The organism is Desulfurivibrio modestus (genome assembly GCF_044068625.1).
Classification (GTDB): domain Bacteria; phylum Desulfobacterota; class Desulfobulbia; order Desulfobulbales; family Desulfurivibrionaceae; genus Desulfurivibrio.
Genome location: NZ_JBIPKH010000005.1, coordinates 89,575 through 115,170 on the forward strand (window position 1 = coordinate 89,575; position 25,596 = coordinate 115,170).

Sequence of the window (25,596 nt, forward strand, 5' to 3'; positions counted from 1 at the left end):
CCTATCCCTCCAGTCTCAGGAGCAGGAGCAGGGGCAGCTGGCCCCGCCCACCGCTCCCTGGTGGCTGGATTGCCAGAACGGCGACATCTCCCGCAGTTTGGCGATAATGCCGGGCAGCTTCTCGACAACGAAATCCACTTCCGCTTCGGTATTGTAGACACTGAGGCTGAGCCGCACCGACCCGTGGGCGGCGGTAAAGGGCACCCCCATGGCCCGCATCACGTGGGAAGGCTCCAGGGAGCCGGAGGTGCAGGCCGAACCGGAGGAGGCGCAAATGCCGTACTGGTCGAGATGGAGCAGAATCGCCTCCCCTTCCACATATTCGAAGCTGATGTTGGTGGTGTTGGGCAGCCGCTTTTGGGGATGACCATTGAGCAGGGAACTGGGGATTTGGGCCAGCAACCCCTGCTCCAGCTTGTCCCGCAGGGCCCGCACCCGGCTGTTCTCTTCCTCCATCCGGCCGGCGGCCAGTTCACAGGCCTGGCCCAGCCCGATAATGGCAGCCACGTTTTCGGTCCCTCCCCGGCGCCCCTTCTCCTGATGCCCCCCGATGATCAGCGGGGCGAACGGAGCGCCCTTGCGGACATACAGCACTCCGATCCCCTTGGGCGCGTGGAGCTTGTGGCCGGAGATGGAGAGAAAATCAATGGCCGACTCGGCCAGATTGATTGGAATTTTACCCACCGCCTGGACCGCGTCGGTATGAAAGAGGATACCCCGGCTTTTGGCGATCCTGGCCATCTCCTCCACCGGGAAGATCACCCCGGTTTCGTTGTTGGCCCACATCACGCTGACCACCGCGGTATCGTCGGCCAGGGCCGCCTCGTACTGCTCCAGGTCCAGCATCCCCTCCCGATCCACCGGCAACTGGGTAACCCGATGTTTGTGGCCGGTGAGGCGGTCGAGATGCTCGCAAAGATTCTTCACCGCCGGATGTTCCACCCGGGTGGTGACGATATGGCGTTTTTCGGGATTGGCCTGCAAGGCGGCCAGAATGGCGGTGGAGTCGCTTTCGGTGCCGCAACTGGTGAAGATCAGCTCCTCGGGCTGGGCCCCGATCAGCTCGGCCACCTGGCCGCGGGCGGCCGCCACCTGGCGACCCACCTGCCCGCCAAATTTGTGCATGGAGGAGGGGTTGCCGTAAAGATCGGAGAAATAGGGCAACATCGCCGCCAATACCTCGGGGGCCACCCGGGTGGTGGCGTTGTTGTCCATGTAGATCACCGGCTGTTCGCCTTGCCGTGCGCTGGTCATTTTAGCGGGCCTCCTCGACGATCAGGCTGTCGAGCACCTGTTCGCGCAATTTTTTCTCGACATACTCCTTGAGGGTGGTCTGGGACTTTTTGCAGGTGCCGCAAGCCCCACGCAGGGCGACGGTCACGAAATCACCGTCGAGATCGATCAGTTCGATATCGCCGCCATCCTTGCGCAAGGCCGGTCGGATCTCCCGGTCAAACAACTCCTCAATCAGCTTGATCTTCTGGATATTGGTCAGGCCCCGCTTGCGCTGATCGGGGATGATCTCCTGCACCTCGTGCCGCTCCTCGCGCAGAATCTCCTCCAACCGCTCCACGCAGCGGCCGCAACCGCCGCCGGCCTTGGTGAAGTTGGTGATCTCCTCCACCGTTTTCAGCTTGCTCTCCTTGATGGCCCGGCGAATCTCCAGGTCGGTGACCCCAAAGCATTCGCAAACCACCTCCCCTTGAGCCATGGGGATCGGCACCCCTCGGTAGTTGGCAATCGCCGCCTCCAGGGCTTCACGGCCCATCACCGAGCAGTGCATCTTCTCCTTGGGCAGACCGCCGAGAAAGTCGGCGATATCCTCATTACTGATTTTGGCCGCCTCCTCCAGGGTCAACCCCTTGATCATCTCGGTCAGGGCCGAGGAGGAGGCGATGGCGCTGGCGCAGCCGAAGGTTTTGAACTTGGCGTCGGCGATTCGCTGATCGGGGCCGAGCTTGAAAAAGAGCTTAAGGGCATCACCACAGGCCAGGGAACCAACCTCGCCGACCCCATCGGCATCGGGAATCTCCCCCACATTCCGGGGGTTCATAAAATGGTCTCTAACCTTGTCCGTATATTCCCACATGGGGATCTCCTCAAGAAAAAATCTACGCAGATCGGGGAAAAGCACGCAAAAGCGCCAGGGCGGTATTTCGGCAAACCCGAGCAGGATAATTTGTCCCGCCTTAAAAATCAACGTAAACGTTCCATCTTCCTCAGGAGATCCCTCCCCAGTAGCCGCCAACCGCCCACCGGCGGCCGACGGCTACTGGCGCAGCACCTCGGCGCTGACCCCCACCTTGCCGTAGTTGCTGGCCCCACACTCGTTTTTCCCCAGATCCATAATATTGGCTTCCTCGGGGCTGACCTTGAGCCAGCCGCCGTTGACCCGGCGGATCTCGGCATAAACCCCGGGCTGGGGGCGCATGTTCTCCTGAATAAATTCGGCAAACTTCTTCTCGTTGGGCTGGCGAAAGGCGGCCACCTGGCGACGCAAATCCCCCAGCCTCCCCCGGATCAGCAACTCCTGATCGGCTTCCTCCCAGGTGGTGTAGTGGCCGGGCAGGACCACGATCTCATCATCGAGATGGCGCAGGCGAAGCATCAGGGAGAGATAAAGTTCACGGGCCCACTGTTCCCACTTGCCACCCAGGTCCGGCCTCCCGGAGGTGTTGATGAAAATGGTGTCGCCACTCAGCAGGTATTGACCGGCGATCAGGTAGCAGGTGCTGCCCATGGTGTGCCCGGGGGTATGCAGGGCTTTAACCTCCGGGCCACCCTCAGCGAAACCGAAGGTATCGTTATTCTCCACCGCTCCATAGGAAAAATCAGCCCCTTCGAAATCGGTGCGGTTGGCGCCGTTTAAGCAGCCGGTTTTCTCCACCAGGGCCGGCCCGCCGGAGATATAGTCGGCCTGGCGGTGGGTTTCGAAGGTACGGATAATGGTGGCCCCGTGGCTGGCGGCCAATTCGATATAGGCCTCGATATTGCGGGAGGGATCGAAAACCATCGCCTCCCGGCCGCTGACCAGCAGATAGCTGCAGGAGGCCTTGCCGGGCCGGTTAAGCTGATAAAGATGGTAGGGATCACTCGCGGGATTGACCCGGCGGGACACCAGCAAATTACCCCAACCGACAATACCCTGTTCCAGGTAGCCCACATCGGCAAAACCGTTGTCAACCAGGATATCGGCCACATATTTGGCCGAACCCTCCTTGGCGCAGACAATCAGGATCTTCTCCCCGGCTGGAATCTGGGCCAGGCTATCCCGCACGTTTTCCATGAAATGGAAGTAGGGGATATTGATGTAGGGAAAGAATCGTGGCCCTTCCACGCTCCAGTTGGCGAAATCCTTCTCGTTGCGTACGTCGAGGAGGACAAAATCAGGTCCCTGGCTGATCCGGTCAAAAAGTTCCGCGGCGCTGAAAAGATAAGGCTTGTTGGTACTCATCGCTTCTCTCCTGTGAAAAAATGTTTCCCATACTGCCGAACCATGATTTGCCCTGGGCCCGGCTCTAAAGTAAAAATCTAATTACCACGTGGACGACAAGTAGTAAAAATATTTATTTGCGTTTAGTTTGGATTTTCAAGAAGAGCCTGGAGGGTGAAAATGGGCATGGATGGCGGCTGCCAGCTCGGGACCGACCCCGGGCACGGCCGCCAGTTGGGCCGGAGTGGCGGCGTTAACCCCGGCCAGGCTGCCCAGGGCTTTAAACAAGGCCTCTTTGCGGGCCGGGCCGATGCCGGGAATCCGGTCAAGGTCGGAGAGTAGTTGTTGTTGGCCGCGCAGCTTACGGTGAAAGGTGATGCCGTAACGATGGGCTTCGTCGCGCAACCGCATGAACAGCAGCAACACCGGCGAGTGGGCCGGCAGGTTGAGGGGATTTTTGCGGCCGGGGATAAAGATTCTTTCACCAGTTCCCCCGCGATCCTTGGCGATGGAGGCCAGGGCGGGGTGGTCTTCGGCCAGGCCCAGTTCGCCGGCCACCGCCTGGGCCACCCCCAGCTGCCCCTTGCCGCCATCCAGCAACAGCAGATCGGGCAGGGTACCCTCCTCCCGGCTCCGACCCAGGTGCCGCAGCAGCACCTCGCGCATCATGGCATAGTCGTCGGGAGTATCCTTGGTCCTGATCTTAAAACGGCGATAACGGGCGGGCTCCTTCTCCCCGACCCTGAAGGAGATCAGCGATCCCACCGCCTCCCGGCCGCCCAGGTTGGAGATATCAAGGCACTCAAGCCGCTGGGGCGGTCGAACCAGCCCGAGGGCGGCGGCAATCATCCCGGCCAGCCGCTCCTCTTGCTGGTGGCGACTGGCCTGCTCAGCCAGCGCCTGGGCGGCGTTGTCCCCGGCCAGCTCCACCAGGGCCCTTTTATCCCCCCGCTGGGGCACCGGCAACCGCACCGGCCCGCCCCGTTTTTCACTCAACCATTCGGCCAGGGCCGTGACCCCGTCGGGCACAAAGGGGAGCAGAATGCTGGGGGGAATTTGGCGCTCGGCCGGGCCATAGAAACGGCGCAGCAGTTCGGCCAGCACCTCGGGATCATCGCCCAGGGGTTGATCGAGGAAAAACTCCCGTTTGTCGGCCAGGGCCCCCTCCCGGATCAGCAGCAGGGCCACCGCCACCCTCCCCTCCCGGCGAACAAAGCCAAAAACATCCCGGTCGGCCGCTTCCCGGCTCAAAACCACCTGTTTCTCCAAGGTCTGACCCAGGGCGCGGACCTGATCCCGCAGGGCGGCGGCCTCCTCGAAGCGAAGAGCCGCGGCCGCCGCCCGCATCGCCCCCTCCAGCTCGCGGATCAAATCCCGCTTGCGTCCCTCGAGAATGGTCAGTACCCGGCTTACCCGCTCCCGGTATTGTTCCGGGGTGATGGCACCAATGCAGGGAGCGGGGCAACGCCCCATCTGATAATTCAGACAGGCCCGCTGCCCCAAGCGGAATTGTTTGCTTTTGCAACGCCGGAGCGGGAAAAGGGTGTTAAGCAGGCGGATGGTTTCCCACATCGCCGCGGGGGAGGCGTAGGGTCCGAAGTAGCGGGCCCCGTCCCGGTTGACCCGCCGGGTCATCAGCAGCCGGGGCCACTCTTCGTTGACCGTGACCTTGATCGAGGGGTAGTTTTTGTCATCCCGCAGGATCACGTTGTAGCGGGGCCGATGCTGCTTGATCAGGCCCGCCTCCAGGATCAGGGCCTCCTTTTCGGTGCGGGTGAGCATGGTGTCCACCCTCGCCACCCTGGCCAGCATCGCCGCGGTCTTGCCGGCCCCGGCCCGGTCGATCCTGGTGTAGGAGGAGAGCCGTTTGCGCAGGCTGACCGCCTTGCCGACATAGAGGACCTCACCCGAGGCCTCCCGCATCAGGTAAACCCCCGGCCCGTCGGCCGCGCCCTTGATCATCTCCGCGCTGAACATCTCCGGCTAGATGGTGACCTCAAACCGGCAGACCCGGTCCCCGGTACACCAGCAATCGGTTTCCCGCACCCGGCATTTTTGTCCCAGGTGGGCGGAAAAGAGCCCGGCGATCAACCCTTCGTCAAAGGTGCAGACCGACTCGTGGGTGATGGGGAGACCGGAACAGTCGAGATCCTCGGAGATGGTCAGCACGAAAAGACCGGCGGCCTGATCGACCCGCTCCACCCGCAGCAGGCCGATCTCCAGCTCCTCCAGCAACTCGGCCAGTTCATCGACAAACTGATCAAAACCGGCGGTCTGAGTCAGATAGTGATCATAAAGCGCCCGACCCGCCTGGAGGCCGGCCTGGTAAAAGATGCGATTGGCCGTCTCCGGCCCAAACTCCCTGATCAGGAGATCCCGCAGGGAAAACTGCATCATCCGATAGGCCAGCACGCTGGTTCGGTTACCGAAGGTCGGCCTGCCCCAGGCGATATCACCCAGGTGAGACCATTTGAATTGCAGTAACTGCCGCTGCTCTTCAGACATGGCCCTGTTCTCCATCGTAAAGTTTGTCGACGTCGCAAAAAGCCGCGACGACGACGGGGTACGCTTCGTAACTTGTTGTTTTCGCATGGCCGACCAACGCGTTTAGCGGTTTTTTGCCAGGCCATCAAGTTTGGGGGAAACGCAAAGCGCCAGCCACCGCCCAGGGGCCGGCGGGTTCTCGACACCCAGCACAACCAGAAACTGTCGCAACTCCTCCGGGGTACAGTTAAGGGAGGAGGTTCTAACCCCGGCCATGGTTTCCCCAACCTCGTTTTCGAGAAAACCGACCAGGGCCGCGCCAATCTCCCGGCGCAACTCCCCGGCGGGCTCAAGCCGGCAGCGGCGGCAGAATTTACCCAGCCGCTGCCAGTTCCAGATGGCCCGCCGCACCCCCCGATAAATGGCAAGGTCACGATTTTCCGGGGTAAGATCGCGCAGGATTATCTCCCGGTAGCGGGCCACCACCCCGGCCTGCAAGCCGGCCAGCTCCTCCCGGTTCAGATCGGTCAGACCGGGCCCCTGGGGGTCCTCCCGCAGGTAATAGAGCGAGTTATAATAGGCAATCTCGGGAATCTCCCCGGAATTGCGCACAATCAACTCCTCATCGGCCAGCAGGGCCCGACGCTCCATGCCCGGATCAGGGACGATGCTGGTGCTGCGGTTCACTCATCCTCCGCCGTTGGGCCCGGCGCCGGCGAATCATGATGGTGTCGTCGGCCCGGTCCAGATAGGCCCGGCGCAGGGCGGCCTCGAAATCACCCAGCTCACCGCCCCGCTGCCGCCTGATCTCCTCGGCTTTCTCCCGGGCGGCAAAGGCCATCTTGCTGACCCGGCTCATGGTTCCCGGCAGGTCGGAACCGATCAAATAAACCGCCTGCTCAACCTCAACCAGGGGCTTAACCTCCTCCTCGGCCCCAAAATCGGCGGCATAGATCGCCATGGGGCCCCGGTCGATATTCAGGGCCAGGCTGAGGGCGGCACAGCCCAGGGAGCAGGTGGCATCCACCAAAAGATCTTCATAGTGAATCAGATGGCGACTGTGATGCCAGCGGCGGCGATCCATCCCGCAGTAGGGACAGTTGGGGTATTTAACCAACTCATCGCTCAACGGCTCGGGATCGGGTTTGGTCTTGGGGATAAACTGCAGCGGCGTGCCGTTGGTGGAGTTGCCGCAGGAGCAGGCGGAATTTTCCCCGCTCACTTGAGCGGCCTGGCAGGGGCGAGCCTCCGCCCGGCCCCCGCTGAGCAAAACGGTCCCGGCCAGGGCGCCAGCCCCCATGATTTTAAGCAGCTGTCGTCTGTTCACGGTGGTTACGGTGCTGTCCATCGCTCTCCTCTTAGAATTTTGGCCTTGTCGAACCGAGGTCGACCAAGCGCTTCAACTTTCGGCGATAACATCGGGGGCCTTGCCGGCCAACCATTTGATCAGGTTATTAAGCTTGCGCTCCACATCGCGCTCCATGGTCCCGGGATGAAAGTAGAGGGCCATATGGTAAGCCAGGGAGGTGGGGTGGAAGGTGTCTTCCGCCTCCAAACGGACAATCCGGCCAAACAGGCCGCTGATCAGTGAAGTGTCGCTCTCCAGTCCATTGGGATCCAACAGTTTCAGCTCCACCTCGCAAACCTTGAACAGCCCGATTACCGGATCGAACCGTACGCCGGCGATGGCCGCCCCGGTGCGGCTCAAATCAATGAGCTGGCCGGAAAAAACCTTTTGGCCCACCTGCAAACTGGCCACGTGGGCCGGCATGGCGTAACGCTTTTCCCGGCGCCGATTGAGGATATTGATCGAGGCCCGGATCTTGGTCTCCAGTTCGTTGACCGAGAAGGGCTTGACGATATACTGGGTGACCCCCAGCTGGATGGCCATGATGATGAAGTCACGACCGGCGTTGGTGGTCATCATGATGAAAGGGGTCGCCGCCAGCTTGGGATCGTTGCGCACTTGATAGAGCAACTCCTCGCCGTTCATGTTGGGCATGTTCCAGTCGGAGATGATGATATCGATCTCCTCCTCACCCAGAACCTGCAGGGCGACCCGGCCATCCTCGGCCATGAAGATGTCGCTGGTGCCGAAGATCAGTTTCAGGGATTGCCGCACCAGGTCGCGGATGGTGGCACTGTCATCGACCACCAGAAAAGACAGTTTTTTCAACTTAACCCTCCCTTTGCAACCCCAAAGACCCTATCCGTCTGTTTGGAAAAGAAAAAACAATGACTAGCTTGCCGAAAGAATACCCTGCCGTCAAGTTAATACCGCATTGAAAGTATCGGCTCCAGCGAAATACAGCAAAAAATTCTATCTAAGAAAACGGCGTTTGCTTATAATGCTTTCTTGATATATTCAACAGTTGCCGACAAACCGCCCCGCGGCCAAAACCGGAGAACTAAGCGTGTGAAGGACAAAAACGACCCGGCAATTGCCGGCCAAAACGATCATCCCCAGGAGCTGGGCTTTCTGCTGGCCGCCATCTTCTGGACTTTGATGATCGCCATCTTGGCCACCTGGCAGCAGAGCAGCGACCGGCAGGCCGCCCTGGAAAACGCCCAGGCCACCGCCCGGCAGAGCTTCGCCAAGGATCTGCTGATCCGCCGCTGGGCCACCGAACACGGCGGGGTTTATGTCCCGGTCACTCCCGCCTCTCCACCCAACCCCTATCTGTCCCATCTGCCCGAACGGGATATCACCACCCCCTCGGGCCGCTCCCTGACCCTGCTGAATCCCGCCTATATCATTCGGCAAATCCATCAATTTGCCCGCGCCTCAAGCAATCATGGTCACGGTCATATTACCAGCCTGGAGCCGATCAGACCGGAAAACGCCCCCGATAACTGGGAAAAATCGGCCCTGGCAAAGTTGGCCGGCGGCGAACCGGAGTGGTCGAGCCTGGAATGGCTCGAGGGGGAAACCTATCTCCGCCTGATGCGGCCCATAATCATGGAGCCGGCCTGTCTCCAGTGCCATCCGGAGCAGCCGGTGGGTTCAATTCGGGGCGGGATAGCGGTATCGATCCCCTGGGCGCCGTTCCAGGCGACCCTCGCTCAAAAACGGACCATGATCTGGCTGGGCCATGGGGCCATCTGGCTGCTGGGGCTGGCCGGCCTGGGCTTTGCCCGCCACCATCTGCTCCGCCACCTATGCCTGATCCGGCAAAGTGAACAGCGCCAGCGCCAAAGCGAAGAGCGCTACCGCCTGTTGACCGAAGGAACCCTGGCGATCCCCTGGGAGTTTGACCTTGGCGCCGACCGCTGGACCTACATCGCCCCCCAGGTCGCCAAGGTACTGGGCTACTCTCCGGAAGAGTGGCGTGATCTCCGGTTCTGGGAGGAACATATCCATCCGGAAGACCGGCGGCGGGTCCTCGAGCATTGGCGGTCCTGCGCCGAACAGGGCCGGGATCGGCAGTTCGAGTACCGTTTCCTGAAAAAGGATGGCCATATCGCCTGGCTGAAAACGTTGACCACGGTGGAGATGAGCGCCGGTCGGCCGATCCGGATCCGCGGAGTGATGCTTGATCTGACCGAACACCGCATCATGGAAGAAAAGCTCCGCCAGGCTTCCAAGATGGAGGCGGTTGGCACCCTGGCGGCAGGAGTAGCCCACGATTTCAACAACATACTCACTTCGCTGATCAGCTTTACCACCCTGGTCAAACGGCGTCACCTGGATGATGAGATCAGCCGGGACTATCTCCAGGAGATCCTTGACGGCGCCAACCGGGCGGCGGAACTCACCCGCAGCCTGCTGGCCTATAGCCGCAAGCTGGAGATCCAGCTCAAACCGGAAGACCTCAACGATATCGTCGATAAAAATCGCAAGATGCTCCGCAGATTGATCCGGGAAAACATCGAGATCGCGACGGAACTGACCGAGAGCGAACTGCCGGTGCTGGCGGACCGAACCCTGATTGAACAGGTGTTGATGAACCTGGCCGGCAACGCCCAGGACGCCATGCCCATGGGCGGCACCCTGACCATCGGCACCGGTCGCATCGATTCTCTGAGCCAGGTAAACCAGCCGGCTTCATCGGCCATTCCCCTGCCCTGCGCCATCTTAACCGTGTCCGATAGCGGCATCGGCATCGATCCGGACAAACTCGAGCGGATCTTCGACCCCTTTTTCACCACCAAGGCGGTGGGTCGGGGCACCGGCCTGGGCCTGGCCCAGGTTTACGGGATCGTGCAACAGCACAACGGTACGATCACCGTGGACAGCGAACCGGATGGGGGCAGCGTGTTCACCATCTTTCTTCCCCTCCACACCTCCCGATCGGAAGCGGACGATCGGACGAAGATCGGCGCAAGCCCTTCGACCACCGGCAAAACCCTGACCATCCTGCTGGTGGAGGATGAACCCCAGGTGAGAAAAGTTTTGCAACGGCTGCTGACCAGCCAGGGCCATCGGGTTCTGGAAGCCGCCCAGGGGGAGGAGGCTCTGCAACTCCTGCGGCGGCAGCCCCAAGGCATTGATCTGGTGATCATGGATGTGATCATGCCAGGGATGAGCGGTCGGGAGACCTACCGGGAGATGCGGGCCATTCGAGCCGATATCAAGGTGCTGTTCATCAGCGGCTACCCCGGTGACGTCATCACCGTCCAGAATATCCGGGACGAGCAGCTCGAACTTTTGGCCAAACCCCTGGTCCCCCAGGAACTGATGCAAAAAATCAAAGAGATGACCAACAAGTGATGACGATCTCCATCGAACTTATTTTTAACCTGGCCCTGCTGGTGGCCTTAAGTATCATCTCCGGGTTTATCGCCCAGCGCTGGCCGCAAACCAGTCGCCGCGGACTCCTGTTGCAGGGGCTGCTTTTCGGCGGCGCCGCCGTGGTCGGAATGCTCAACCCCCTGGTGCTGGGGCCAGGGCTGATCTTTGACGGCCGTTCGGTAATGATCAGCCTCTGCGGTCTGTTTTACGGCCCCTGGGCCGCCGGGGTGGCCGGCCTGCTGACCATCGTCGCCCGACTGGAGATGGGGGGCGCCGGGGCCTTCACCGGGGTGATGACCACCATCACCGCCCTGGTGGCGGGGCTGCTGGCCCACTACCGGCTCACCCCCAACCGGCGACCCCTCACCACCAGTGAGCTCTATCTTTTCGGACTGGCCCTCCATCTGGCCGTGCTGCTGGTAATGTATCTAACCTTCCCCGCGGAGATCGCGCTGGACATCCTTAAAAGGGTGGGGTTGCCGATTATCCTGCTTTACCCCCTGGCCACCATTCTGGTGGGCAAGATTCTGGTGGACCAGGCGGCCTTAAGGACCAGCGAGCAAAACTACCGGCGACTTTTTGAGGATCACGCCGCTATTAAAATGCTGATCGATCCCGATACCGGGGCGATCATCACCGCCAACCACGCCGCCGCCGCCTTCTATGGGTGGTCCCGGGAACAGCTCCAAACAATGAACATCAAGCAGATCAACATTCTGCCCCCGGAACAGATCGAAGAGGAGATCAAAAAGGTCAGGGCCAACAGCCGGGTTCACTTTGAATTCAAGCATCGCCGGGCCGACGGTTCGCTCCGCGACGTGGCGGTATTCAGCAGTAAAACCACCATGAGCGGCCGGGAGTTGCTCCACTCCATCGTCATGGATATTACTGAACAGAAAGAGGCGGAAAGGGAGCAGCAGAAGCTGCGGGCCCAACTTCTTCAAGCCCGCCAACTGGAGGCGGTGGGTCGGCTGGCCGGGGGAGTGGCCCACGAGTTCAACAACATGATGACCGTGGTCCTCAGCCGGGCCCAGATGGCCATGGACCACGCCCGACATAATCCCCAACTGGAGGAGGATCTGAGCGAGATCAGCAAGGCCGCCGAACGCTCCGCCGCTTTGACCCGGCAGTTGCTGGCCTTTGCCCGCAAGCAGTTGATCATCCCCCAGACCTTGAACCTCAACACGGTGGTGGAGAACATCAAGCCGCTGCTGACCAATCTGCTCGGCGAAGAGATTGAGCTGCAATGGCACCCGGAACCCCATCTGTGGCCCCTCAAACTTGACCCCCACCAGACTGAACAGTTGCTGCTCAACCTGGTGGAAAATGCCCGGGACGCCCTGGGCGAAAGCGGGGTGATCAACATCGCCACCGCCAACACCACCCTGCGACCGAGTGATTGCGCCGAACGCCCCTGGCTGGTGCCCGGCGAATATGTTTTACTTGCCGTCAGTGATAATGGCCGGGGGATGGATCGGGAAACCCGGGCGCATATATTCGATCCCTTTTTCACCACCAAGGAGTTCGGTCAGGGGCCCGGCTTGGGCCTGGCCACCGTTTATGGTATCGTCAAACAGAACCGAGGATTTATCGATCTGGAGAGCGAACCGGACCGGGGGACCACCTTTACCGTCTATCTCCCCCGGCACCACGAGGAAGAGCCCGCAGATGAACGGCAAAGTTCTGATCATTGACGATGAGATCCCCATCCGCAAGGCCTTCACCGCCCTGCTGGAGGAACGGGGGCTGACAACCACCGCGGTGGAAAGCGGGTCCGAGGCTTTGGCCCTGCTGGCCGCGGCCGGGGCCGATTTCGATATCGTCCTGCTGGACTTTGCCATGCCAGAGATGGACGGACTGGCGGTACTCCGGGAGATCCACCACCGCCACCCGGAAATAGTGGTGATCATGATCACCGGCTATACCGAGGTTGCCTTGGTGGTGGAGGCGATCAAACTGGGGGCGTACGACTATCTGCTCAAACCCCCCGATCCCGACCATCTGCTGCTCACCATCGAACGGGCCCTGGAGAAGGGGCGCCTGCAAAGGGAGGTGCGGCAACTTGACCGCAGCCTGGACTCCTCCCTGGAGATGCAGTTGGGCCGGAGCGAGGCAATCAGACGGGTGATCGAGGAGATCCGGCAAGTGGCCGCCTCCGATTTTTCCCTGATCATCGAAGGGGAAACCGGCACCGGCAAGACCTTCATCGCCTCCCTGATCCACAATCTGAGCCACCGGGCCGCCGGGCCCTTTATCGCCCTGGACATGGGCTCCATCCCGGAAAGTCTCCTGGAAAGCGAGCTGTTCGGCCATGAAAAAGGGGCTTTCACCGGGGCCGAGCGCCGGAAAAAGGGTTATTTCGAGCTGGCCCGGGGGGGCACCCTGCTGCTTGACGAGTTGCAGAACCTCAGTCTCCAGGCCCAGGGCAAGATCCTGCAGGTGGTGGAGGAAAAAAGTTATTACCCGGTGGGGGGGAGCCGGCCGCTGACCACCGACCTGCGGATCATCGGGGCCACCAACTCCGACCTAAGCCGAGCCGTGGCGGAACGAACCTTCCGCCAGGACCTCTACTACCGGCTCAACGAATACCACATCACCCTGCCCCCCCTGCGCCAACGCCCCGAGGATATCCCCCTGCTGGCCGCCCGCCTGCTGACCGACGCCGCCACGGAAATGAACCGGGGGTTTACCGGCCTGGATGAGAGCGCCCTGGCCCTGCTGGCCGAGCACCCCTGGCCGGGCAACGTGCGGGAGCTGAAAAACGTACTGCGCCGGGCGGCCCTCCAGAGCGACAACCTGGAGCTGAACGCGGAGATGATCGCCTGGGCCCTGGCCAACGGCCGGAAAGATTCGGCAACCGCCCCGGAGCGACCAAGTGGTCAAGCCGCCAGCGCCCCCATCAGCCTGGAGGCGGCGGAGCGGGAAGCCATCGACCGGGCCTTGGCCCATACCGGCGGCAACCGGACCAAAACCGCCGCCATCCTGGGAATCACCCACAAAACCCTGCTGACCAAGATCAGAAAATACGGCCTCTCCTAAGCGGCTTCCGACCGAGGGCTGTCCAGGACCTGGCGCACCTTGACCGCCAGCTCCTGTTCGGCAAACGGCTTGGGGATGAAGCTTACTCCCTCATCGAGCACCCCCCGGTGGGCGATAACGTCGGCGGTATAACCGGACATGTAGAGCACCTTGAGCTCGGGATACTGCCCCAGCAGCTTTTCGGCCAACTCACGACCGTTCATCCCGGGCATCACCACATCGGTGATCAGCAACTCGATGCCGCCGGCATGGCCGTTGACCAACGCCAACGCCTCCCTGGGACTGCCGGCCGCCAACACCCGATAACCCAGCTTCTCCAGCATCTTCTGCCCCATCCGCAAGATCGCCCGTTCATCCTCGACCAGCAGCACCGTTTCGCCCTGGGCCCGGGGGGACTCGATGGCGCCGGCGGAGGCCAGCTCGTCGGCATCACCGGGATGCCGGGGCAGATAGATCTTAAAAGTGGTCCCCTTGCCCGGCTCACTGTAAACGTTGATAAACCCTTCGTTTTGCTTGACGATACCGTAAACGGTGGCCAAGCCCAGACCGGTACCCTCCCCCACCCCCTTGGTGCTGAAAAAGGGCTCGAAGATATGCTCCCGCACCGACCTCTCCATTCCGCAGCCATCGTCGCTCACCATCAACAGGGCAAAATCGCCGGGGATGGCCTCCTGGTGGTGGGCGCAATAGTTTTCATCAAAGGTGATATTTCTGCTCTCGATGGTGATTTTACCCACCCCGGCAATGGCGTCCCGGGCATTAACGCAAAGATTGGCCAACAACTGATCGAGCTGGGAAGGGTCGATCTTGATCGGCCAGACCCCGGCCCCGGGCAGCCAGGCCAACTCGATATCCTCTCCGATCAACCGCCGCAGCATCTTGAGGGTGGAGCCGACCCGCTCATTGAGCCCCAGCACCTCGGGGGCAATGATCTGACGGCGGGCAAAGGCCAGCAGTTGCCGGGTGATGTTGGCGGAGCGTTCGGCGGCACTACGAATCTCATGGAGATCGCCACAAAGCCGGTCATTGGGGTCGATGTCGGCAATGGCCATCTCGGTATAGCCCATGATCACGCTGAGCATGTTGTTGAAATCATGCGCCACCCCCCCGGCCAACTGGCCCACCGACTCCATCTTGCGGGCCTGGAGCAGTTGCTCCTGGAGCTTCTCCTGCTCCCTGGCCGCCCTGACCCGCTCGGTTACCTCCCAGACCATGGACGCCATCAGCCCTTTGCCGAGGATCGGAACATTGCGGGCCGTGATATAGGTGGTCTCCCGGCCCCGGCGAGTAATGGGCACATCCTCCCAGAGCATCCGCTCCGGGTCACCGCCGGCACAGTCGGTCAGCACCCTTTGCTTGATCTTCTCCCTGAACTGGGGATCCTCATAAACACTCTCCCAGAAATCGCCGCTGATCAAAGCTTCCCTGGTCGTCCGATAAAACCGGGGAAAGTTGTCGTTCATGTAAGCAAACTTCACCGCTGGATCGACGGAATTAACCGCGATGCCCACCGGCAGATGATCCATGACCATCCGCACAAACGACTCGCTTTCCCGCAACTCCGCAGTCCGTTTGGCCACCTGCTTGCGCAACGACCAGGACCAGAGGAAAAAGATCAGGACAAGAAGCAACAGGGGGCCGGCCACCATGGCGAGATAACGCATGATTTCCAGGGGCAAGGGGGCAAAATCCTCATACACCCCCATCCACTGCTGGTGAATTCGGCGATACTCGCCGGTGTCGGCCAGCACCTTCAGCCCTTCGCTGAGCTGGGCCAGCAGGGCCTGGTTACCTTTGGCCACCGCGTAACAGTAGCCGGAGGAGAGCAGGGGCTGGTGGCCGACCAGCAGATTGCCCCAACCCTGCCTGTTGATCCAGTAGTGGGCGCTGAGACGGGAAACCAGGGCGCAATCATGGCGGCCGAGGGCCAATTCCCGCAGGGCCTGCTCCGGCCCGTCAACCACGGTAAGCCACTCGCCGAGCCCGTTCTCCAGGGCAAAGTCGTGCATGATATCGCCCGCCTGCACCACGAGCCGCTTGCCCACCAGTTCGGCCAGATTGGCCGGCGGCGCGCTCTCACCACTCCTGACCACCGCCACCCCATCCTTGATCAGATGGGGTTGGGTGAAATCAAAGCTGCGGTTCCGGGCAGGAGAGTAGAACATCCCCTGCAGGGCGTCAATCTCGCCCATGGCCAGGGCCCGGCGGATCTCCGCCCACGGTCCCAGACGGATTTCAACGTTGAGCCCCATCTCCCGGGCGATGGCCCGGGTGAGATCGACATTGTAGCCGGCCGGCCGGCCATGCTCATCCAGGTACTCAAAGGGGGGATAGTTGTGATCGCCTCCGATCACCACGGGACGATGACTTGGCAGCTCCAGGGCGGCGAACCATTTGGCATGCAGAGTCCGGAAAGTGCCGTCGGCCATGACCAAGGCCAGACCTTCGTTGAGCAGGGCCAGGGTTTCATGGTCTCCCTTTTTGACGGCAAAACAGAAATCCTGGCGGAACTCTTCCAGGGGCCGGTTGATGACCCGGAGATTGGTAAGACCGGTTTCCTGAATCAAGCGCAGGGCCACCAGCCGCTGGGTCACCACGGCGTCATGGCGCCCCTGGGACAACTCCCGCAGGGCCTCCTCGAAAGAGAGGGTGGTGTGGATCGTGATCCCCCGCTCTTCCCGCCGCAAAAACTCCTCGGCATTGTCCCCCTTCATCACGGCGACCTGTTTGCCCCGCAGGTCATCGAGAGCGCCTATCCCCTGGGTGTCCGCCCGGACCACGATGGCCCCATGCATAGAAATGTAGGGAAAGGTGAAATCGAAAATATCTTCCCGTTCCGGGGTACGGCCCACCAGGGGCAGGGCCTGGACCTCACCCTGGGCCAGCCAGCCCCGCACCTCGGACCAGGGCCCGGTGCGAAAGGTGACCTCCCGGCCCATGGCCGCAAGCGCCGCCCGCAGCAACTCCACCGAAAAACCGCTGGGCCGTCCCTCCTCATCCAACACACAAAAGGGGGGAAATTCAATTTCGCTGCCGCCGCGGATCGGCTCCCGGGCCATCACCGCCCCTGGCTGGACAAAGGTCCAGGCCAGGACCATCACCATCAAGAGCAGACCTTGTCCGGCCAAATTCCTGCCCCAAAAGAGCGGCGGGCGTTTTGACAATCCCCCGTTGGACATCACTTTTTCCCGGTTAACACATTATTTTTTAATGGGGTCCCACTTCGTGGTTCCCTATCCGAAAGGTTTATAAAAATATGGGGTCGCCTGTCAAGGCTTACGGAAAAAAATTGCCCAAGACTTTAAGAGAGCTCAACCGACGACCAAGCTCACCATCCCTGTAATTATTACTCTGTAAAAATTCCCATCCTGTAATTACGCCCCCCGGTCCGGCACCAGTACAAATTAGATTTATCACGCTATTTCAAGGCAATCATCAGTTGGCATCAACCTTGCTATGGGGAATGGCCGACCCACGGCTTGCCCCGGGCTTTGGCCCGCTGATTCAACCAAACAGGAGTAACCCATGAACAATGTGGACGAGAGCAGAACAATCCTGGTGGTGGACGACGATTCTCAGGTTTTGAAAGCGGTGAAGGCGGTCCTCCAGGGCGAAGGCTACCAGGTCGACGTCTGCCATGATGGCCTCGAGGCGCTAAAGGCCTTCCCCGCCAAGGAGTATGAAGCGGTCCTCTCCGACATCAAGATGCCGGGCATGGACGGAATTGCCCTTTTGGAAAAGCTGCGGCAATTGGACCAGGAAGTTCCGGTCATTCTCCACACCGGCTATGCCGAACTGGACACCGCCATGACCGCCGTCCAGCAGTCGGCCTTCGATTACCTGGTCAAACCCGTCGATCCTGACAGATTGAGCAAGACCATCGGCCAGGCGGTGCTGTTCCGCAATCACAACCGGCTGAAAAAAAATTACCAGAGTCGGCTGGAGTCCGAGGTGGAGGCGGCCACCGTCGGCCTGTTCAAGATGGTGGAGGAGTTGCGGGAGGCCCGGGACGAAGCCTTGGTGGCCTCCCGGCTCAAGTCGGAATTTGTCGCCAACATGAGCCATGAGATCCGCACCCCCCTCAACGGGATAATCGGCGCCACCGGCCTGCTGCTGCTGGACCCGGAAACCAAACCGGCGGCCCGGGAGTATCTGACCATGATTGAGGAGAGCGCCCTGACCCTGAACAACTTGCTCAACAATCTGTTGGAGCTATCGATCCTCGATGCCGGTCGGGTTCGGCTGCAGGAGAGGGCTTTCAGCCTGGAGCAACTGCTCCGGGAACTAAAGGAGGAGTATGGACAGCCCGCCAGAGCCAAGGGACTGGATCTGGTCGTCACCTGCACCGGTTGCGGCCCGGAGCGGCTGCACGGCGACGATGCCCGGCTCAAGCAGATCTTTAACCTGCTGCTGGACAACGCTCTTAAATTCACTGAACAGGGCTCGATTTCAATGTCGGTCAGCCGCCGAACCCCGGTTCCGGGCCAAACCGAGCTGGCCTGCAAAATTTTCGATACCGGCTGCGGGATTCCCGCCGACAAGATCGCCTGTATTTTCGATAAATTCCGCCAGGCCGACGGCTCCTGCACCCGCAAGCACGGAGGAGCTGGCCTGGGACTGGCCATCGCCCAACGGCTGGTCAGGCTGCTGGGCGGCGAGATCGCCGTCAAGAGTACGGTTGGCCAGGGCACCATGTTGACCTTTACCATCAACTTAAAACAGCCACCGGCCGGGTCCGAAGCCTGAACGGTCGAATAACGAGGAGGAGGAAGCCCCCATGGCAGAGGAAAAACTAAATGGCGAAATCAGGGATGAGTGGGACGAGGATAACGAGGATACCCAAAAGGATAAGTACCTCACCTTCCATCTCAACGGAGAGGATTACGGGATCGAGATCCGTTTCGTTACCGAGATCATCGGCATCCAGAAGATCACCCGGGTGCCGGACATGCCCCACTTTCTCAGGGGGGTAATCAACCTCCGGGGCAAGGTGATCCCGGTGATGGACGTCAGGCTCCGTTTCGGGATGCCGGAACAGGAGTATGACGAGCGAACCTGTATCGTGGTGGTCAACATCAACGAAACCGCCATCGGCCTGGTGGTGGACAAGGTCCAGGAGGTGGTGGACATCCCCGCCAACCAGGTGGAGCCACCCCCGGAGATGAGCCGGGGCAAGTCCAGCCCCTTTCTCCAGGGAATGGGCAAGATCGGCGATGAGGTCAAGATTCTCCTCAACGTGGAGCAGCTGCTCTATGACGAGGCATTGCAAAACATTAAAGCCGCGACCGGCAAAAAGGAAGGAGAAGCATCATGAAGATCGACCGGCAAAAATGGTTCAAATTGAGTCTGAAGCAAAAGATGATGATCCCCCTGTTGGCCTCGGTGCTGATCTCGGCCCTGCTGGCCATGCCCCTGGTCCATCGGGAGCTGGAGCGGCTGAAAACCGGGATTATCGAAGTAGCTGTCCAGGACAAGCAGGAGGAGATTGAACGGGCCATCGACCGGGCGGCCATGGAAGCCCTGGAGAAAGCCTCGATCTTCACCCGCCTGCCGGAGGTACTGACCGCTTACGAGATTGCCCACCAGGGTAATTTCGATGCCGAGGACGATCCCCACGCCCAACAGGCCCGGGAGCTGCTGCGTCGGGAGTTGCAGGCGGCGGTCAGGGGTTTTGCCGACGCCGCCGGGGTGCCGATGCAACTCCACTTTCATCTGCCCAATGGCCGCAGCCTGGCGCGGATGTGGCGGGAGCGCCAGATCCAACGTAACGGGGTGTGGGTGGATATCTCCGACGATATCTCCGGTTTCCGGCCCACGGTCCTGGATACCAACCGCAGCGGTCAGGCGGTACGGGGAATTGAGGTGGGCCAGGGCGGTTTTGTCATCCGCGGAGTGGCCCCCATCAAATCCACCACCGGCCGCCAGCTGGGTTCGGTGGAGATGCTGGCCGATTTCGAGCAGTTGTTCCAGGCCGCCGCCGGCAGCGGCCAGCACCTGTTGCTCTACATGAATTCCGATCTGCTTGCCGTGGCCGGTCGCCTCCGGGATGCCCAAAAATATCCCATCCTGGGCAATCAATACGTGCTGGTTTCCGGCACCCCGGAAGGACGAATCGAACAGCTTATCACCCTCGACCTGCTGGATAAGGGCCGGCAGGCCCAGGAGATCCATCAGGCCGACAACCTGGCCCTGGCCGCCTTTCCGGTCAACGATTACCGGGGCAACCAGATCGGGATCATGGTTCTGGCCAGCGACACCTCCTCGATTGAGGCCGGGATCCGTAACGTCCTGGTGATTCTGGGAGCGATTGCCGCCCTGATCATGTTCCTGATCGTGGGGATCAACTATCTCACCACCCGAGCCATCACCCAGCCCATCGGTAAAACCGTGGAGATGCTCAAAGAGATGGGCCGGGGTCGGCTCGACAGGCGTTTGCATCTTGCCAGCAATGACGAGATCGGCCAGATGGCCAAGACCATGGATCAGTTCGCCGACGATCTGCAGCACCAGGTGGTGGCGGCCCTGCAGAGCCTGGCCCGGGGGGATCTGACCTTCGAGGTCAAGCCCTATGACGACCGGGACGTGATCGGCAACGCCCTGCTCAAGACCCGGGATGATCTCAACCGGATCGTGGGCGAGATCCTGGCCGCCACCGAGCAGATCGCCGCCGGCGCCGGCCAGGTGTCCAGCTCCAGCCAGTCCCTCTCCCAGGGCGCCACCGAATCGGCCGCTTCCCTGGAGGAGATCACCAGCTCCATGACCGAGATGGCCTCCCAAACCAAACTCAATGCCGAAAACTCCACCCAGGCCAACCAGCTGGCCGACGAGGCCCGCGACCGGGCCGAAACCGGCAACGAGCAGATGGAGAAGATGATGCTGGCCATGGGTGAGATCAACCAGGCCGGTCAGAATATTTCCAAGATCATCAAGGTGATCGACGAGATCGCCTTCCAGACCAACCTCCTGGCCCTGAATGCCGCCGTGGAAGCGGCTCGGGCCGGACGCCACGGCAAGGGCTTCGCGGTGGTGGCGGAAGAGGTGCGCAACCTGGCGGCCCGCAGCGCCAAGGCGGCCAAGGAGACCGCCGAGCTGATCGAGGGTTCGGTGGCCAAGACCGAAAACGGCACCGAGATCGCCAGCAAGACCGCCGAATCGCTGAACGCCATCGTTGCCGCCATCACCAAGGCCACCGATCTGGTGGGCGAGATCGCCGCCGCCAGCAACGAACAGGCCCAGGGAATCTCCCAGGTCAACGAGGGGTTGGGCCAGATCGATCAGGTAACCCAGACCAACACCGCCAACGCCGAGGAGGGCGCGGCGGCGGCCGAGGAACTCTCCAGCCAGGCCGAACATCTGCGCGGCCTGGTGGCCGCCTTCACCGTCAAGGGCGGCAGCGTAACCAGAAAACAGCAGCAACTGCCGGCCGCCCCCGCGACCAGAAGCAGCGCCAGCGAGTTCAAGGGCTGGGACCGGAACGAATATACTCCCGGCAAAAAGCTCCGGCCCAGCGAGGTAATCGCCCTTGATGACCGGGAATTCGGCAAATATTAACCGGGATAAGCAGGTGGGGGAGGCTCAACTCCCCCCACGGTCAGGGAGGAGACGGTCGCGGCCGGAACCGCCCCCAGGCTCGTCTTCAACAGGGAGAAATTCTCCGAATGAACAATGGTCTCACCATCAGCGACCGGGAGTTTCGCTTGATTCGCACCCTGGTTTACGAGCGTTTCGGGATCAATCTGACCGACCAGAAACGGGCCCTGGTGGTGGGACGTTTACAGAAACTGTTGCGTGACGGCGGGTTCAGCTCCTTCGATCATTATCACGAGGCCGTGACGGCGGATAAAAGCGGCACGGCCCTCGATCAACTGGTCAACCGGATCTCGACCAACTACACCTATTTCAACCGGGAACAGGCCCATTTCCAGTTTTTCACCCAGACGGTGCTGCCCGACCTGGTTGCCCGCCAGCGAACTCGCAACCACCGCGACCTGCGAATCTGGAGCGCCGGCTGCTCTTCGGGGGAGGAGCCCTATATGCTGACCATGCTGATGATGGAGCATCTCGGCAGCGATTATGACTCCTGGAGCGCCGGGGTGCTGGCCACCGATATCTCCGATCAGGCCCTGGGCAGGGCCCGCCGGGGAATTTACGAGGAAGAGCAGGTGGCCAAGGTGCCGGCCGCCATCAAGCAAAAATATTTCCAGCGCCTGGGGGACGATAGGTGGCAGGTGATGGAAAAGTTGCGGCAGCAGGTGACCTTCCGGCGCTTCAATCTGATGAACCGCCAGTTCCCCTTTAAAAAACCGTTCCAGGTCATCTTCTGCCGCAACGTGATGATCTATTTCGATACCCCGACCCGGCAAGCCCTGGTCAGACGCTACCACCGGCACCTGGAGCCCGGCGGCTACCTCTTTATCGGTCACTCCGAATCCCTGGGCCGGCAACAAGAGGATTTTCAGTACATCATGCCCGCCGTCTACCGGCGCAACAGGGACGGAAACAACCATGACCGCTCTTAACCGCAAAATCCGGGTGTTGGTGATTGATGACTCCTCGCTGGTCCGGACCATCCTGAGCCAGGGCCTGGCCCAGGACCCCGGCATCGAGGTGGTGGGTTCAGCCCCCGATCCCTTTGTGGCCCGGGACAAGATCGTGACCCTGCAGCCCGATGTCCTGACCCTGGATGTGGAGATGCCGCGAATGGACGGGGTGGAATTCCTGCGCCGGCTGATGCCCCAGTATCCCCTGCCGGTGGTGATGGTCAGCGCCCTGACCAAAAAGGGGCAACGGATCACCCTGGACGCCCTGGAAGCCGGGGCGGTGGATTTCGTGACCAAGCCCAGCACCGACGTGGCCCGAGGCTTGAGCTCCATGCTGATGGAGCTGCGCACCAAGATCAAGATAGCCTCCGGGGCCAATGTCGCCCACTGGAAGGAGCGGCGGGCCACCCTGTTTGCCGGTAAAGCTTTGGCCGCGCCCAGGGCGTTGGCCGAGTCCACCGACAAGATCATCGCCATCGGGGCCTCCACCGGCGGCACCGAGGCGGTCCGGGCGGTAATCAGCCGCTATCCCGCCAACACTCCGGGAGTGTTGATCGTGCAGCATATGCCGGCAGGGTTTACCCGGCTGTTTGCCGACCGCCTCAATGAACTTTGCCCCATGCAGGTCAAGGAAGCGGCCAGCGGCGACCGGATCATGACCGGCCGGATCTTGATCGCCCCTGGTGAACGGCAATTGTGGGTGCGGCGCTCCGGCGGAATCTACGAAGTTGAGTGCCGCCCCGGCGAAAAGGTTTCCGGCCACTGCCCCTCGGTGGATGTGATGATGCACTCGGTGGCCGAGGCGGCGGGCCCCAACGCGGTGGGGATCATGCTCACCGGCATGGGCCGGGACGGGGCCGCCGGCATGCTGGCCATGCGCCGGGCCGGAGCCCGCAATATCGCCCAGGATGAGAAAAGTTCGGTGGTTTTCGGGATGCCCAAAGAGGCCTTTGCCAATGGGGGAGCCGAAAAGCTGGTTCCCCTGGAAGAGATTGCTCAAACTTCCCTCAACATGCTGGCTTAAGAGGATAAACCATGGAAAGTCAACTCAGCGCCGATCAAGTGGAGATCATTCAGGAGTTCATCCAGGAGTGCACCGATCTGTTGGACAATCTTGAACCGACCATCGTCGCCTTTAACGAGTTCACTCAACACAGCGATTTCTCCCCCACCGAAGAGAAGATGCCGATCCTCCACGAGGTTTTCCGGCTCTTCCATTCGATCAAGGGCAGCGCCGGGTTTTTGAATTTCGACCATATGTCCACCACCGCCCACGCCGCCGAAAATCTGCTGGATAAGATCAGAAAGGGAGAGCTGGCCATGAGCGGCGACCATGTTGATCTGCTCTGCCGGACCTGTGACTTTATGCGGGCCACCCTGGACCAGGTGGCCAGTCAGCTCAACGACCAGAACATGGCCCAGGAGGCCGAGGAGTTGACCAAACGGCTTAAAAGTTCCCTGGCCGGAGCCCAATCCCCCGCCAGCGCCACCCTGGCCGAACCTGCCGGCTCCACGAAACCCGCCAAGCCGGACAGCGACCAGTTCGATTCGGCGATGACCCCGGAGATGATCGCCGCCTTTGTCCAGGAGGCCGTCGAGCAGTTGCAGGAGGTGGAGGAGGGTTTGCTGGCCTGGAGCCGGAATGGCGACTCCAACTCCCTCATCGGCGAACTGTTCCGCAAGATCCACAGTTTCAAGGGGAACTGCGGCTTTGTCGGGCTGGCCGATCTGGAACGCCTGAGCCATGGCATCGAAACCGTGCTCGACACGGCCCGGGCCGGAGCCTGCCCGGCCAAGGTCCGGCCCGCCGACACCCTGCTCAATCTGATCGATATCCTCAAAGGGGCTTTGGCCGATATCGCCGCTGGCGGCAAGGGTCGGATCGACGGCCTGGATCTCTACCTGGAACTGCTCGAAGATCTCCTCCCCGCCCACCGGAAAGGCAACGGCACCCCCCCGGCGGCTCCCCGCCTGGGGGAGATCCTCCAGGAGCAAGGAGTGGTCAGCGCCGAGACCATCAACCAGGCCCTCAAAACCCAGGGTCGGCCCTTGGGAGAGATCATGGTGGAGATGGGCGCGGTTACCGCCGAGGAGGTGGACCGGGCCCTGGAAGCCCAGAAACAAGCGGCGGCGCGGGCGGAAACGCAACCGGCCTGTCCCGGAGGCATTGCCAAACGCCAGGACCTGCGGGTCGATGTGGAAAAGATCGACAATCTGATCAACCTGATCGGGGAACTGGTGATTGCCGAAAACATGCTGGTCCACAGCCCCGATATCGAAGATCTGGAGCTGGAAAATTTCACCAAGGCCTCCCAGCAGATGAGCAAGATCGTCAAGGAGCTGCAGGAGGTGGCCATGTCGATCCGGATGATTCCGGTGGCTGGCCTTTTCAATCGGATGACCAGACTGGTCCACGATCTCTCCCGCAAATCGGGGAAAAAGGTGAACCTGGTCACCGGCGGCACCGAAACCGAGGTGGACAAGACGGTGATCGAGAAGATCACCGATCCCCTGGTCCACCTGATCCGCAACTCCATGGATCACGGGCTGGAAAACCCGGAAGAGCGACGAACGGCGGGCAAGGAGGAGAGCGGCACCCTGCGGCTGACCGCCAGCCATGAAGAGGGTGAGGTGCTGATCCGGATCGAGGATGACGGCCGGGGGCTCAACCGGGACAAAATTTTGCAAAAGGCGAGCCAGAAGGGGCTGCTGGAAGGCGATGGCGCCGGTCTCAGCGACCAGGAGGTGGCGGCGATGATCTTCCTGCCCGGGTTCTCCACGGCCGAACGGGTAACCGATGTTTCCGGCCGGGGGGTGGGAATGGATGTGGTAAAACAGAATCTTCAGCAGATCAACGGCAAGATCGACATCGAGAGCAGCCCCGGCCAGGGTACCCTGATCACTCTGCGAATCCCCTTGACCATGGCCATTATCGACGGGATGATGGTCCGGGTCGGAGAGAGCCGCTATATAATCCCGATTCTCGCCATCCGGGAATCGTTTCGCCCCAGCCCGGGGGCCATCACCATGACCCCCGACGGCGGCGAGATGGTCCGGGTGCGGGACCGGCTCTTTCCGGTGTTGCGGCTCAATCGTCTCCACCGGGTGGCCGGAGCCCGCCAGCGCCTGGATGAGGGAATTCTGATTCTGCTGGAAAACCAGGGCCGCAATGTCTCCCTTTTTGTGGATGAAATTCTGGGCCAGCAGCAGACGGTAATCAAGGGCCTTTCGGGATATATCGGCGTAATCGGTCAGGTCCGCTGCGTTTCCGGCTGCACCATTCTCGGCAACGGCGAGGTCTGTCTGATCCTGGATGCCGGCAACCTGACCGAAATCGATCCGGTCGCCATCTAAACAGGGAGCGGGGT

Annotated in this window: 18 protein-coding genes; 9 read left to right on the top strand and 9 right to left on the bottom strand. The window is 61.2% G+C overall.

Features of this window, described 5'->3' with window-relative positions:
• Window positions 1-15: 15 nt before the first annotated feature.
• The 8 genes from nifS to ACHHRT_RS04950 all read right to left on the bottom strand — a co-directional run bounded on the left by nifS (window position 16) and on the right by ACHHRT_RS04950 (window position 8,093).
• Window positions 16-1,254, bottom strand: coding sequence for a cysteine desulfurase NifS (gene nifS / locus ACHHRT_RS04915; RefSeq protein ID WP_395498299.1), 1,239 nt, complete (start codon window positions 1,252-1,254; stop codon window positions 16-18).
• Window position 1,255: 1 nt separating this feature from the next.
• On the bottom strand, window positions 1,256-2,089 hold the full coding sequence (gene nifU / locus ACHHRT_RS04920; protein WP_395498301.1) for a Fe-S cluster assembly protein NifU: 834 nt from the start codon (window positions 2,087-2,089) through the stop codon (window positions 1,256-1,258).
• 180 nt (window positions 2,090-2,269) lie between these two features.
• Complete coding sequence (locus ACHHRT_RS04925) at window positions 2,270-3,454, bottom strand: MBL fold metallo-hydrolase (RefSeq protein WP_395498303.1); 1,185 nt, start codon at window positions 3,452-3,454, stop codon at window positions 2,270-2,272.
• Between the two features lie 135 nt (window positions 3,455-3,589).
• On the bottom strand, window positions 3,590-5,410 hold the full coding sequence (gene uvrC / locus ACHHRT_RS04930; protein ID WP_395498305.1) for an excinuclease ABC subunit UvrC: 1,821 nt from the start codon (window positions 5,408-5,410) through the stop codon (window positions 3,590-3,592).
• Between the two features lie 6 nt (window positions 5,411-5,416).
• On the bottom strand, window positions 5,417-5,938 hold the full coding sequence (locus ACHHRT_RS04935) for a V4R domain-containing protein (protein WP_395498307.1): 522 nt from the start codon (window positions 5,936-5,938) through the stop codon (window positions 5,417-5,419).
• 102 nt (window positions 5,939-6,040) lie between these two features.
• Complete coding sequence (locus ACHHRT_RS04940; RefSeq protein ID WP_395498309.1) at window positions 6,041-6,604, bottom strand: hypothetical protein; 564 nt, start codon at window positions 6,602-6,604, stop codon at window positions 6,041-6,043.
• Window positions 6,576-7,265: a nitrous oxide reductase accessory protein NosL gene (locus ACHHRT_RS04945; protein WP_395498311.1), complete on the bottom strand. Its 690-nt coding sequence runs from the start codon at window positions 7,263-7,265 to the stop codon at window positions 6,576-6,578. Before ACHHRT_RS04945 ends, ACHHRT_RS04940 begins: the two co-directional genes overlap by 29 nt.
• A gap of 51 nt (window positions 7,266-7,316) precedes the next feature.
• The gene (locus tag ACHHRT_RS04950) at window positions 7,317-8,093 is read right to left on the bottom strand and encodes a response regulator (RefSeq protein WP_395498313.1); all 777 of its coding nucleotides are present in this window, start codon (window positions 8,091-8,093) and stop codon (window positions 7,317-7,319) included.
• A 240-nt stretch (window positions 8,094-8,333) separates the two neighbouring features.
• On the opposite strand from ACHHRT_RS04950, the gene ACHHRT_RS04955 reads away from it, so the two are divergent.
• Genes ACHHRT_RS04955 through ACHHRT_RS04965 form a run of 3 tightly spaced genes read left to right on the top strand, consistent with a single transcriptional unit; the run spans window position 8,334 to window position 13,688 of the window.
• On the top strand, window positions 8,334-10,628 hold the full coding sequence (locus ACHHRT_RS04955; protein ID WP_395498315.1) for an ATP-binding response regulator: 2,295 nt from the start codon (window positions 8,334-8,336) through the stop codon (window positions 10,626-10,628).
• Window positions 10,628-12,343 (top strand): LytS/YhcK type 5TM receptor domain-containing protein, encoded by a 1,716-nt coding sequence (locus ACHHRT_RS04960; RefSeq protein ID WP_395498317.1) that lies wholly within the window; start codon window positions 10,628-10,630, stop codon window positions 12,341-12,343. Before ACHHRT_RS04955 ends, ACHHRT_RS04960 begins: the two co-directional genes overlap by 1 nt.
• Window positions 12,318-13,688: a sigma-54-dependent transcriptional regulator gene (locus tag ACHHRT_RS04965; RefSeq protein WP_395498319.1), complete on the top strand. Its 1,371-nt coding sequence runs from the start codon at window positions 12,318-12,320 to the stop codon at window positions 13,686-13,688. The genes ACHHRT_RS04960 and ACHHRT_RS04965 overlap by 26 nt, the downstream gene beginning before the upstream one ends.
• Here the strand turns inward: ACHHRT_RS04965 and ACHHRT_RS04970 are convergent.
• Complete coding sequence (locus tag ACHHRT_RS04970) at window positions 13,685-16,816, bottom strand: transporter substrate-binding domain-containing protein (protein WP_395498321.1); 3,132 nt, start codon at window positions 16,814-16,816, stop codon at window positions 13,685-13,687. The two genes, ACHHRT_RS04965 and ACHHRT_RS04970, sit on opposite strands and share 4 nt — an antisense overlap.
• Before the next feature lie 397 nt (window positions 16,817-17,213).
• Here ACHHRT_RS04970 and ACHHRT_RS04975 point away from each other — a divergent pair, with 397 nt between their 5' ends.
• The 6 genes from ACHHRT_RS04975 to ACHHRT_RS05000 all read left to right on the top strand — a co-directional run bounded on the left by ACHHRT_RS04975 (window position 17,214) and on the right by ACHHRT_RS05000 (window position 25,582).
• Window positions 17,214-18,434, top strand: coding sequence for an ATP-binding response regulator (locus tag ACHHRT_RS04975; RefSeq protein ID WP_395498322.1), 1,221 nt, complete (start codon window positions 17,214-17,216; stop codon window positions 18,432-18,434).
• Between the two features lie 31 nt (window positions 18,435-18,465).
• On the top strand, window positions 18,466-19,002 hold the full coding sequence (locus tag ACHHRT_RS04980) for a chemotaxis protein CheW (protein WP_395498324.1): 537 nt from the start codon (window positions 18,466-18,468) through the stop codon (window positions 19,000-19,002).
• Complete coding sequence (locus ACHHRT_RS04985) at window positions 18,999-21,239, top strand: methyl-accepting chemotaxis protein (RefSeq protein WP_395498327.1); 2,241 nt, start codon at window positions 18,999-19,001, stop codon at window positions 21,237-21,239. The genes ACHHRT_RS04980 and ACHHRT_RS04985 overlap by 4 nt, the downstream gene beginning before the upstream one ends.
• Window positions 21,240-21,346: 107 nt before the next feature.
• Complete coding sequence (locus ACHHRT_RS04990) at window positions 21,347-22,207, top strand: CheR family methyltransferase (protein ID WP_395498329.1); 861 nt, start codon at window positions 21,347-21,349, stop codon at window positions 22,205-22,207.
• Entirely contained in the window at window positions 22,194-23,252 is a 1,059-nt protein-coding gene (locus ACHHRT_RS04995) for a protein-glutamate methylesterase/protein-glutamine glutaminase (protein WP_395498331.1), read from the top strand. The genes ACHHRT_RS04990 and ACHHRT_RS04995 overlap by 14 nt, the downstream gene beginning before the upstream one ends.
• An 11-nt stretch (window positions 23,253-23,263) precedes the next feature.
• Complete coding sequence (locus ACHHRT_RS05000; protein WP_395498333.1) at window positions 23,264-25,582, top strand: chemotaxis protein CheA; 2,319 nt, start codon at window positions 23,264-23,266, stop codon at window positions 25,580-25,582.
• Window positions 25,583-25,596 lie beyond the last annotated feature (14 nt).